This window comes from Kumtagia sp., assembly GCF_059502445.1.
On the sequence record NZ_JCACER010000006.1, the window covers coordinates 119,287 to 129,434 of the forward strand.

At 64.1% G+C, this 10,148-nt stretch carries 11 protein-coding genes, 1 tRNA gene and 1 pseudogene; 7 read left to right on the forward strand and 6 right to left on the reverse strand.

Annotation, left to right across the window (positions count from 1 at the left end):
- Together AC5JDC_RS02900 and AC5JDC_RS02905 are read right to left on the reverse strand one after the other, a co-directional pair.
- Nucleotides 1-462, reverse strand: coding sequence for a paraquat-inducible protein A (locus AC5JDC_RS02900; protein WP_245428626.1), 462 nt, complete (start codon nt 460-462; stop codon nt 1-3).
- A 75-nt stretch (nt 463-537) separates the two neighbouring features.
- Entirely contained in the window at nt 538-915 is a 378-nt protein-coding gene (locus tag AC5JDC_RS02905) for a flagellar export protein FliJ (protein WP_106775294.1), read from the reverse strand.
- Nucleotides 916-1,378: 463 nt separating this feature from the next.
- On the opposite strand from AC5JDC_RS02905, the gene ctrA reads away from it, so the two are divergent.
- Nucleotides 1,379-2,074 (forward strand): response regulator transcription factor CtrA, encoded by a 696-nt coding sequence (gene ctrA / locus AC5JDC_RS02910; protein WP_106775293.1) that lies wholly within the window; start codon nt 1,379-1,381, stop codon nt 2,072-2,074.
- Nucleotides 2,075-2,149: 75 nt separating this feature from the next.
- Here ctrA and AC5JDC_RS02915 read toward each other — a convergent pair whose 3' ends face one another.
- Nucleotides 2,150-2,536: a response regulator gene (locus AC5JDC_RS02915; RefSeq protein WP_495838951.1), complete on the reverse strand. Its 387-nt coding sequence runs from the start codon at nt 2,534-2,536 to the stop codon at nt 2,150-2,152.
- 173 nt (nt 2,537-2,709) lie between these two features.
- Nucleotides 2,710-3,348: a histidine phosphotransferase ChpT gene (gene chpT, locus AC5JDC_RS02920; RefSeq protein WP_106775291.1), complete on the reverse strand. Its 639-nt coding sequence runs from the start codon at nt 3,346-3,348 to the stop codon at nt 2,710-2,712.
- Between the two features lie 328 nt (nt 3,349-3,676).
- Between chpT and AC5JDC_RS02925 the strand changes: the two genes are divergently transcribed.
- Both AC5JDC_RS02925 and AC5JDC_RS02930 read left to right on the forward strand, forming a co-directional pair.
- The gene (locus tag AC5JDC_RS02925; RefSeq protein ID WP_106775290.1) at nt 3,677-4,261 is read left to right on the forward strand and encodes a DUF1134 domain-containing protein; all 585 of its coding nucleotides are present in this window, start codon (nt 3,677-3,679) and stop codon (nt 4,259-4,261) included.
- A 103-nt stretch (nt 4,262-4,364) separates the two neighbouring features.
- Entirely contained in the window at nt 4,365-5,573 is a 1,209-nt protein-coding gene (locus AC5JDC_RS02930; RefSeq protein WP_495838954.1) for a coiled-coil domain-containing protein, read from the forward strand.
- 141 nt (nt 5,574-5,714) lie between these two features.
- On the opposite strand, the gene AC5JDC_RS02935 is transcribed toward AC5JDC_RS02930, so the two are convergent.
- A complete protein-coding gene (locus AC5JDC_RS02935; protein ID WP_495838956.1) occupies nt 5,715-6,668 on the reverse strand; it encodes a Gfo/Idh/MocA family protein in 954 nt (317 codons plus the stop codon).
- Between the two features lie 440 nt (nt 6,669-7,108).
- On the opposite strand from AC5JDC_RS02935, the gene AC5JDC_RS02940 reads away from it, so the two are divergent.
- Nucleotides 7,109-7,185, forward strand: a tRNA-Met gene (locus tag AC5JDC_RS02940).
- A 589-nt stretch (nt 7,186-7,774) separates the two neighbouring features.
- On the opposite strand, the gene AC5JDC_RS02945 is transcribed toward AC5JDC_RS02940, so the two are convergent.
- Complete coding sequence (locus AC5JDC_RS02945) at nt 7,775-8,578, reverse strand: hypothetical protein (RefSeq protein ID WP_495838958.1); 804 nt, start codon at nt 8,576-8,578, stop codon at nt 7,775-7,777.
- A gap of 101 nt (nt 8,579-8,679) precedes the next feature.
- Between AC5JDC_RS02945 and AC5JDC_RS02950 the strand changes: the two are divergent.
- The 3 genes and pseudogenes from AC5JDC_RS02950 to AC5JDC_RS02960 form a co-directional block, all read left to right on the forward strand.
- Nucleotides 8,680-8,907: pseudogene (locus AC5JDC_RS02950) on the forward strand (helix-turn-helix domain-containing protein); the annotation flags it as partial.
- 90 nt (nt 8,908-8,997) lie between these two features.
- Nucleotides 8,998-9,366 (forward strand): hypothetical protein, encoded by a 369-nt coding sequence (locus AC5JDC_RS02955; RefSeq protein ID WP_495838960.1) that lies wholly within the window; start codon nt 8,998-9,000, stop codon nt 9,364-9,366.
- A gap of 36 nt (nt 9,367-9,402) precedes the next feature.
- Nucleotides 9,403-9,585, forward strand: a complete 183-nt coding sequence (locus AC5JDC_RS02960; protein ID WP_495838962.1) for a hypothetical protein — start codon at nt 9,403-9,405, stop codon at nt 9,583-9,585.
- Nucleotides 9,586-10,148 lie beyond the last annotated feature (563 nt).

The following is a 10,148-nucleotide window of genomic DNA, read 5'->3' on the forward strand; positions in this document are numbered from 1 at the left end:
CTAGCGGTTCGCCGGCGCCCGCTTGATCTGTGCCGAGGCGATCGCCGTCAGCACGACCGAGGCGGCGAAGAACCAGAGGCCCGGCTTGGTGAAGGCGGTCGCCAGCCCGCTGGTCTTGGCGGCGAAGACGACGAGCGCCACCAGCACGACATCGAGCATCGACCAGTTCGCCAGCGCACCGAACCAGGCGGGGATGCGCGGGGCATGCGGCGACGCATAGGCCGCAAGGTGCAGCAGCATCAGCTTCAGCGCCGGGAACACCAGCGAGAACAGCGCGACGAGCGCTGCGAGCAGCACGTCGCCCTGGTTCCACAGGCCGGTGAAGATGCCGATCAGCGACGGTTCGTCGGTGAAGAAATAAAGGCGGTCCACCCGGATCAGCGGCATGACGACGCCGAGCGCGAAGAAGACCGTCGCGAAGAACAGGATCAGGGGGAGCAGAAAAGGCAGGGCCCGCGTCATGTGCCTGCTTTAGCCGATCCGCTCACGGCCCGGAAGCGGAGCGGCGCGCCCTGTTTGCAGAGCGCGGCGGGCGCCTCAGCCGATCATGGCGCTGCGGCCGTGGCCGTCGGCCTCGCGCATCTTGCTGTCGCGCGATTCAAGCATCTGCGCCTTGTCGAGTTCGGCCTCCGCCTCGCGCAGCAGGGCGAGCGCGGTGGTGCGCTGGTCGGCGAGGTCGGCCTGCGAGTTCTTCAGATTGTCGCGGCGCTGGCGTGCCGCCTTGGCGAAGGTCGGGTAGGCGAAGTGGTTGACGTCGGTGATCCCGGCCTTTTTCTCCTCGGCGGCGATCTGCAGCTCGAGGTCGCCGGCCATGCGTTCGAATTCGGCGATCATCACGTCGAGCTGCGAGAGTTGCCGGCGCTTCTCGTTCACCTGGAATTGCTTCAGCCGAACGAGGTTCTCACGTGACTTCATGTCCCAACACTCCAGAACGCAACACCGGATACAAATCGTTTGGTCCGAGAAACTGCCCCCGCACCAGCCACCAGGCGGCGAAGGGAAAACAAAATCCTAAGAATCCTGCCCGTTGGTAACCATTCGTTTACGGGCATTGTTAATCATACGCGGCAGGGCTTAAGGCACGGTAAAAAAAATCCGGTCCTTTCTGGCCGGGCGGAACTTCAAGAGTCACGGGCGGACTTCGTGAGTCAAATGAGTTACTTGCGTCGATGTGTTAAGGTTCGACAACGGTCTTAATGAGTGACGATTCACGAGTGGAATCAAGTGAGTGTACCCAAGAGCTGACTGGCAAAGTTGTGGCTTGCCAACTGGAATCATGTTTTGTTAACCATTCGCTGGCAGCTTTGGGTTCAGGCAATCACTGCTCCGGCACCGCGTGGCGCCCGTGGCCGGTGCAGCAGCAGAAAAGGGGATATGGATGCGCGTTCTGCTGATTGAAGACGACAGTGCGACGGCCCAGAGCATCGAACTGATGCTGAAGTCCGAGAGCTTCAACGTCTACACGACGGATCTCGGCGAGGAGGGCGTCGACCTCGGCAAGCTCTACGACTACGACATCATCCTGCTCGACCTCAACCTTCCCGACATGTCGGGCTACGAGGTGCTGCGCACGCTGCGGCTCTCCAAGGTGAAGACGCCGATCCTGATCCTCTCCGGCATGGCCGGCATCGAGGACAAGGTGCGTGGCCTCGGCTTCGGCGCCGACGACTACATGACCAAGCCGTTCCACAAGGACGAGCTGGTGGCGCGCATCCACGCCATCGTCCGCCGCTCCAAGGGCCACGCCCAGTCGGTCATTGCCACCGGCGACCTGATCGTCAACCTCGACGCCAAGACAGTGGAGGTCGGCGGCCAGCGCGTGCACCTGACCGGCAAGGAATACCAGATGCTGGAGCTGCTCTCGCTGCGCAAAGGCACGACGCTCACCAAGGAGATGTTCCTCAACCATCTCTATGGCGGCATGGACGAGCCGGAGCTGAAGATCATCGACGTCTTCATCTGCAAGCTGCGCAAGAAGCTCGACGCCGCGTCCGGTGGCCAGAATTTTATCGAGACGGTGTGGGGCCGCGGCTACGTGCTGCGCGAGCCGGAAGAGATGCGCGAAATCGCCTGAAAACGCTGCCATATCCCGCAACAAAGCCCGGTATTGACCGGGCTTTTGTCGTTTTTTCGGGAAGGTTTCGTCGAATTATGCGGCCGACGCCGCGGACTTCGTCTCGCCCATCGCCCGGAAGCGCTCCAGGAGCTGGGCGCGGTTGAACGGCTTCAGGATGTAGCTTTGCGCCCCGGCCCGTTTGGCGCGCATGATGGCGGCGACGTCCATTTCGGTCAGGCAGATCGCGATGTGCGGGACGATGGCGCTCGGAATGGCGCGGATGCGGCGGATCACCTCGATGGTCGGCAGATCGGGAAGGGCGGAATCCACCACCACGATGTCGGGCATGTCGCCCTCGCACATCTCGATCGCGTCGAGGCCGCTGGCGGCCTCCACCAGCATCAGGTCGGGACCGTTCAGGATGCGCTTGGCGACCTTGCGGATGACGCTGGAGTCGTCGACGAACATGCATCGTTTCATGCGGGGTCCTTCTCGTCCGCGAAGGGCTTGCAAGCTGGCTTGAATGCGGCGCGTCGAAGGCTACGGCAGGCGGGTAAAGATACGGAGAATGGGCTGGGTAAAGTTTCCGCTAAATTGCGACCATCTCCCGGCACCGCCATGCCGGTGCCGGGGATCCGGGTGAGGCTTCCTGGCTATTGCGCGCGGGCGGCGGAGAAGACGATCTCGTCGGCCGTCGCATGGATGGAGATCGGCATGCCGGCCTCGCGTGCGAGAAGCAGGGTGTAATAGGGCTGCACCGCATGCGCGTCGATCGCTTCCTCGGGCCGGCTTCCCGAGTGCAGCTCGAGGAATTTCGGCGGCACGCGCAGCATCGGCCCGCGCGCCGCGATGCTGAACCGCGGATCGCTGTCGCTGCCCTCCAGGATGACGCCGATCCTGCCGCCGCGCGGGATGGCGGCGTTGGCGACCAGGATCAGGTTGAGCAGCAGCTTGACGGTGTTCTTGGGCAGCAGCCAGCGCGGCCCGCTCCATTCGAAGTCGGGCTTCTCGTTTCGGAGGAAGGCGGTGGCGACGGTCTCGGCGTCGCCAGTGTCGATGACCATGCCCGCCGACCCGGCGGCGCCGAAGGCGATGCGGGCGAACTGCAGCCTGGCGGAGGCGTTGCGGGCGCTGGCGCGGATCAGGTTCATGGCGTCCTCGTCGGCGCCGCCCTCGTCCAGCAATTCGAGGCCGTTGTTGATCGCGCCGACCGGCGAGATGATGTCATGGCAGACCCGGCTGCACAGAAGCGCGGCGAGGTCGGTTGCGGAGAGGGTGAAGATGTCGGCCATCGAATGCTCGGTCCCCGGCGATCGCCCATTTTGGCGCAAGCCGCGATCACCGTGCCGGCCTGCCCGAATCAGTCTCACTCCCCGTCGCCGGGTATAAGGCACCCAGGCGTCTCGACCAAACCGGCCTGTCGGTAGAACGGAGCGCGGGCGGTCGCGAAAGCCGGCGCGAAAGCGCTCGTCCGGTCTTCGAACCGCCACGTTCATGTGAGAGCTTAATGGTTGAAAAAGGATTACGGCCTAGGCTGGCATGGTAAATCCGGACGCCGCCGGCAAGAGCGGCAACAGGCAGGGACGTCGGCGAAGGGCTCGCGGACGGAGTTACAGAAGCATGCTTTTCCGATTTTTCGAGCGGATCGTCTTCCGGTTCGCAGCCGTGGTCCTTGTGGCGGCAGGCGTTCTCGGCTTCGCCGCCTCGTCCTCCCACGCCCAGCAGGAATACACCGCCCAGGAGATCGTCGATTCGGGACACCGCTTCTTCGGCGCGACCTCGGGCGGGCTGGCGACGGCGGTCGAGAACATCTTCTCCTCCTACGGGCTGCCCAACGGCTATGTCCTGGGCGAGGAGGGGTCGGGCGCCTTCGTCGGAGGCCTGACCTATGGCGAGGGGACGCTCTACACCAAGAATGCCGGCGATCACAAAGTGTTCTGGCAAGGGCCGTCGCTCGGCTTCGACTTCGGCGGCCAGGGCTCGCGCATCATGATGCTGGTCTACAATCTCGACCAGATCGACGCGCTCTACCGGCGCTATATCGGCGTCGCCGGGTCCGCCTACATCGTCGCCGGCGTCGGCTTCAACGTTCTGAAATACGGCGACGTGCTGCTGGTGCCGGTGCGCACCGGCGTCGGAGCGCGGCTTGGCGTGAACGTCGGCTATCTCAAGCTGACGCCGAAGCCGACCTGGAACCCGTTCTGATCGCACGGTCTGCCCGATCGACCGGCTTGCACGCGGCGGCAAGCCGGCGTTAGGGAAAGGGTGGGGGCGAGGAAAGCCTCCGCCGTGCGTCATGGGGCCAGCCGTGATCCAGTCCATCCTGTTCTTCGCCCTCGGCTTCCTGTGCGCCGGCCTGCTGGCGCTGCTGATCGCGCCGGCGGTATGGCGGCGGGCCGTGCGGCTGACGCGCAAGCGCGTGGAAGCATCGGTGCCGCTCACGCTCGACGAGATCCAGGCCGATCGCGACCAGTTGCGGGCCGAGTTCGCCCTGTCGACCCGACGCCTGGAGATGAGCGTCAAGGAATTGCGCGACAAGGCCGCCGCGCAGCTGGTGGAGATCGGGGGCGGTCGCGAGGAACTGCGGCAGCTCGCGGCGGAGCGCGACGAGAAGGACCGTTCGCTTGGCGAGATCGAAGCCCGGAGCGACGAGCTGAAGGCTGAGCTCGGCCGGCGCCAGGAAGAGCTGGAGCAGCTGGCCGAAAGGTTGGCCGAATCCGACCAGGCGCTGGCCGCCCGCGCCAGCGAGTTCGACAGACTGAACGGCCTCTACGAAACGGCGAATCTGGCTTCGGTGCATCGTCAGGCCGAACTGCTGGCGCGCGCCGGCGAGGTCGACAGGCTTTCCACCGATCTCGGCATGCTGATGGCCGAACGCGGCGGGATGGAAAAGCGCATCGGCGAGCTCGAGGCCGAGCTGCATGGCGCCCGAGACGCAGCGCGCACCGAGAAGAAGAAGGCGGTCGATCTGGAAAAGCGGGTCGAGCGGATGCTGGCGACGGTTGCCGATCGCGAGGAGGCGGTCGAGCGGCGCGAGAAGGATCTTGCACAGATGCGCGAGCGGCTGAAGGGGGAAACGACGCGGCGCGACGAACTCGACGCGCGGCTCACCAGGGCCCTCGACGAGAAATTGCAGCTCGAGGCGAGGGTGGCCGACCTCACCGCTCGCCTGGCGGATGGGAGGGCGAAAACGGCCGGGAAAGACGCGTCACCGGAAAAGCGCGGCGATCTCGAACAACGCATCGTCGCCCTGACGCAGGAGAACGCGAAGCTGCGCGCCGACGCCGTGGCGCGCGACGGAGCCGGCGTCCCGCCAGGCGGCCAGGATGCCCGGTTGCGCGAGCAGATGAACGAGATCGCCGCCGGGGTCATCGCGCTCACGGCGCGGCTTGACGGGCCGGACTCGCCGATCCGCGCAGTGGTCGGCACGCCGGCCGGCAATGCGTCCCCCGACCGGCCGCTCAGCCTGGCCGACCGTGTCCGTGCGCTGATGGCCGGGCCGGCAAGTGCGAATTGAGGATGTTCGTCCTTCGAGACTCGCCCTCCAACGTCTGGTGACCGCCGTGGCGGCCCGCACCTTGCCGGCATGGTTTCAACTCTGAAGCGAAGTCGTCGAAGGCGAGCCTCGAGGTCGCACCGGCAATTCTTTCCCGCCCGCTCAGTTGTGCGCGACCGTTCCGGCGGTGAGGATGCGCAGCACGTTGACGCCTTCCTCGCCGCTGGTGCGCGGCGGCTCGCGGGTCTCGATGCAGTGCAGGAAATGCTGCAGCTCGCGCGTCAGCGGCATGCCGCCCTCGACCGGGACATAGGCCGGCTCGTTGGCGGTGGCGAGCCACTGCCCGCTGTCCTGCCAGACCTCGTGCTTGTAGATGGCGAGCTTCTTGTCCCACGGCTCGACGTCGTCGAACACCGCCATCGCCCTTGTGCCGACGACGGTCAGCCGCCGCTCGCGATAGGGGTTGAGCCGCGAGGTGAACAGGTGCCCGCGCAGGCCGCCCGGAAACAGCATGTGCAGGTGGGCGAAGTCGCTGAGATGGTCGAGCAGGGCGGCCCCCTCCCCGCGCACCTCGGTCGGCGCCTGCCCGGTGATCGCCAGGATCATCGACAGGTCGTGCGGGGCGAGATCCCACAGCGCGTCGTTCTCGGTGTGGAATTTGCCGAGGCCGAGCCGGTGCGAGTGGATGTATTTCACCGTGCCGAGCTCGCCGGCGTCGATCAGCGCCTTGAGCTTTTCGAAGGCGGGATGGAAGCGCAGCACATGGCCGGTCATGAAGATGCGGCCGTGGCGGGCGGCCGCCGCCACGGCGCGCTCGGCATCCGGCACGGTCAGCGCGATCGGCTTCTCCACCAGCACGTCCTTGCCCGCCTCGACGGCGCGGATCGCCTGCTCGGCATGGAACTGCGGCGGCAGCGCCATCACCACCGCGTCAACGTCGTCGCGCTGATAGAGCTCGTCGGGGGCGATTGCCAGGCAGTCGTGCTCGACGGCGAAACCTTCGGCGCGCGCCGGATTGGCATCGGAGACGGCCCGCAGCACGCCGAGGTCCCTCAGCGTGCGGACATGGTTCGCCCCCCAGTATCCGCAACCAAGGACAGCGATACGCGGCTTCATCAAGTCATGAACTCTGGGCGGGCCCGGCCCGGCGGGTGGATTCGTCGGGGCAGACATAGCCACCGCCCGGCGCGAACTCAAGGGCGCCGCCGCGCACGATTGGTTTCAGCGCGAAAGCGCATTTCAACATGGGAAAGGCCGCTGCGGCGCGCAAGAGCCGCCGCCGCTCGGCACGCGCGCGGCCTGGACCCTTCCACCCGCGGCTTTCCGCCGAACCCCGCGCCATCCTGCGCAGTTCCGTCCAGGCACGAAGCGGGGACGCCTGGCGGCCGCGCGACCGCCCCGCGTTCATCCGTTGGCCGCTCGCCGGAACCGTCGGCAAGCGGTTCCGCATCGCGCTGCGCAAAGCCGCAGTCTGCGCGCTTGACAGGTTCGGCCAACCACCCCTATACCCCCGCTGCCCTTGCAAGCGGCGCGCCAGCGCGCCGGGATGGCGGCGTGGCGGAGTAGCTCAGTCGGTTAGAGCAGAGGAATCATAATCCTTGTGTCGGGGGTTCGAATCCCTCCTCCGCTACCAAACAAAATCAAGCACTTAGGCCCCATTTGGGGCCTTTTTCATGTGCCATCCACGTGCCAATGACTACCATTGAAAACAAACGACTTTTTCTGACGTGCGGCGGCTCCACGGCACATGGATGGCACATAAAGCCCCCCGGCCACTCGCGCAGCCGGGCGGGCGGGACGTTTCAGCTTGCGCGGCCGGCCTGCTCCTTAGGCCGCCTCGATTGCGTCGTGAACAGGCCCCCTAGCAGTTATGTCGCCAGCCGCAGGCTGGAGGCGATGCTGTCGGCCGCCATGAGTCCACCTCATGCCGCGAGCGTCGAGTTCCGCGATCCACAGGTCATCATGGGTGAGCCGCATCTCGTGCCAGAGCGGCAGCCAGTTCCCATCTTACATGTGCCGGAACGGAACTCGGCGCCGAGGCGCAGAAGCTCGGCGTCTGGCTCGTCCGGCATGACACATGCGGCAGCGGCCGGGGTTGCAATGGCGATGGCATCGACCGTTCCCGGCGGTTTGCAAGCGGCTAGTCAAACAGGTTTCGGCCGGTAGCGAAAGGCCCGGCCACGTCACCGAAGCCGGGCTTGGTTATCGTTGGTGACTACGCCTCACGCCGCGAGTTTCGCTTGGCCTCCCTTCAAAAGGCTCAGAACTTCCCGCTTGTCACCGTCCGCTAGCTGCGACCAGTGCCCAAGCGGCTGTTGAAACTGATGTAGGTCGTCGTCCGAATCGGCCTCATCGGCCTTTGCGAGCGGGGTCTGTGGTCCGGCTAGGCGCTCCACCTGCTCGAAGAAGTCAGCCAGACATTTGTGGTTCCAATCCCAATCTCCGCGCGGGTCACACAGTTCCACCGGAGCCGGGATGCTTTCGAACCGTATGACTCTTGCCCAAGCGGCGAGCCCAGCGATAGTTTGCGGGGGTATCGCCCGAATACACTCGCTAAGGTCATTCAAAACATCAAGCTGGGCATTGCTGGCGTCACCCGCGCTCTCCGCGCCGACCTCCTGAAAAACCGACCAGACCTCATCGTAGTTGTCTTTGATTGTCAGCCCCCTGGCGTCAACCGTCTCGCGCCAGACCCCAAATGTGCGCTCCGACACGAGCCAGAGCGGAACCCATTTCTCATATTCGCGCTGAAACTCAGCGCTTAGGCGCACAAGCTCAGCGTCCACGTGTTCCGTGGCCGGGGCAGCTACAGCCTCTCTCCAGTCCGGCATGATTGCCGCAGTTGTGGCGGCGGCGGCTGCTACGATGGTACGGCGGGTGACGTGGTGATTCATGATGATGTGATCTCTGTCTGAACTCTCGGGCGCTTCGGTGCGCGGCGCCGTCTTGGCAGATGCCCGTTGAGTTCCTCTTGAGATCGCCCACCAAAATTGAGGGAACGATTTTACGATCGGGAGAGGGTTCATGGCGTTTCCTCCGTTGTGCTACATTGTGTTAAGGTTATATTAACAATGTAAGGCTACATCACCGATGAAGTCAACACGTTTAATATAAGGTTCGCACTTTTATGTCGATCTCCCCTGCCCAGTGCAGAGCCGCGCGAGCACTTATCAACTGGTCTCAGGATAAGTTGGCGGCGGAATCGAAGGTGGCTAAGGCCACTATCGCCAACTTTGAAGCGAACCGCCGATCACCCTACGAGCGAACGCTTGCAGATCTTCGAGAGGCGCTGGAAGTGGCCGGCGTCGAGTTCATCCCGGAGAACGGAGGCGGGCCTGGGGTGAGACTGCGGAAGGTGTGAAAGATTGCGGTATCCCCGCTTTCCACAACTTCGGGCCTCCTCAAGGCCCTTGCCGCTCTCAGAACTCTGGCCGACCGTAGGCCGATGTCCAAATCTGAGGTCAATCCAACGCTGCTGACGCCGCCCATCAAACTGGCGGAAGTGGCAATGCTGCTCGGCAATCCGCAACGGCGGGCAGTTCGGATGAGCGTGAAGGAGATTCCCTACTGGCCGGCCGCGATGAACCTCAAGACGTCGGCAGCCTACTGTGGCTTATCGATCGACACCTTCAAGGAGAAGTACCCGGTCAAGCCCATACAGTTCACGCAATCCACACATGGCCACAGATATCTTCGCCAACGCCTAGACGAATGGCTGCTGTCTCTGGACCCGAATGCTGTTCAGGCGTCTAGCATGGGGGACATTTTCAGCAGTGGTGTGGCCCGACAGCGACGTTTCGGTGATCGACTTTAGAGCGCAGAAGCGCGAGCGACACAGTGGATTGTGAAAATGACAAAGAAACTGACGCTGTCTGCTAATCAGGTAACAGCACTATGCAAGGGCGCGGCGAAGGCCGGCTATGCGCCGGTCGTTCAATTCGGAGACGTCTTCGTGAGGCTTGTCCCCGAAGATCACGCTATCCCTCCCCAGCCGGACAGACCAATTGCAAGACGCAAGGAGGTTGAACTTTGAGGAGGGAATGGGACCGATGCCCAGAAGAACGCTCGACGATCTGCTTGATAACGACCCGATCACGCTGAAAGAAGCGTGTGATCTCGTATTGAAAGGCGCCGTGACCGTTAGGCACCTTGCGCGCTGAAATCGAGCGCGGCAACTTGACGGTTGAGAGGATTGGGAAAAACCCGGCCGCCACTGTCGATGAGTTTGAGCGCAGCGGCGGCAACAAGCCGCGTGGGAAAGGTTAGCTGCCTAGATTGGGCAAAGGGGGACTCGCCCTCGCCTCACGGTCGCTCCCGGCGCCAGTCCCACGGATTGTCGAACGTGCCGCTCCAGGTGCCGAGTCCTTCGCCCTAACGGCGAGTCAGACACCTGCGCTTCAGGCCTCGGCTAATCGAACTGTTTGATCACGGGGGCGAGCGCGCCGGCCAAGGCTCAGATGAGCCGCAGCAATAGCAGGCAGGGGGGACGAACGCTATCACGTTTGTAGGGCAGACTTGATTCATATGTAGCAAAGGCACCAAGCTGCCCCGCCACTTAGCGGGCACTTCCCAACAGGGAGCGTGAGGCCCATCGCA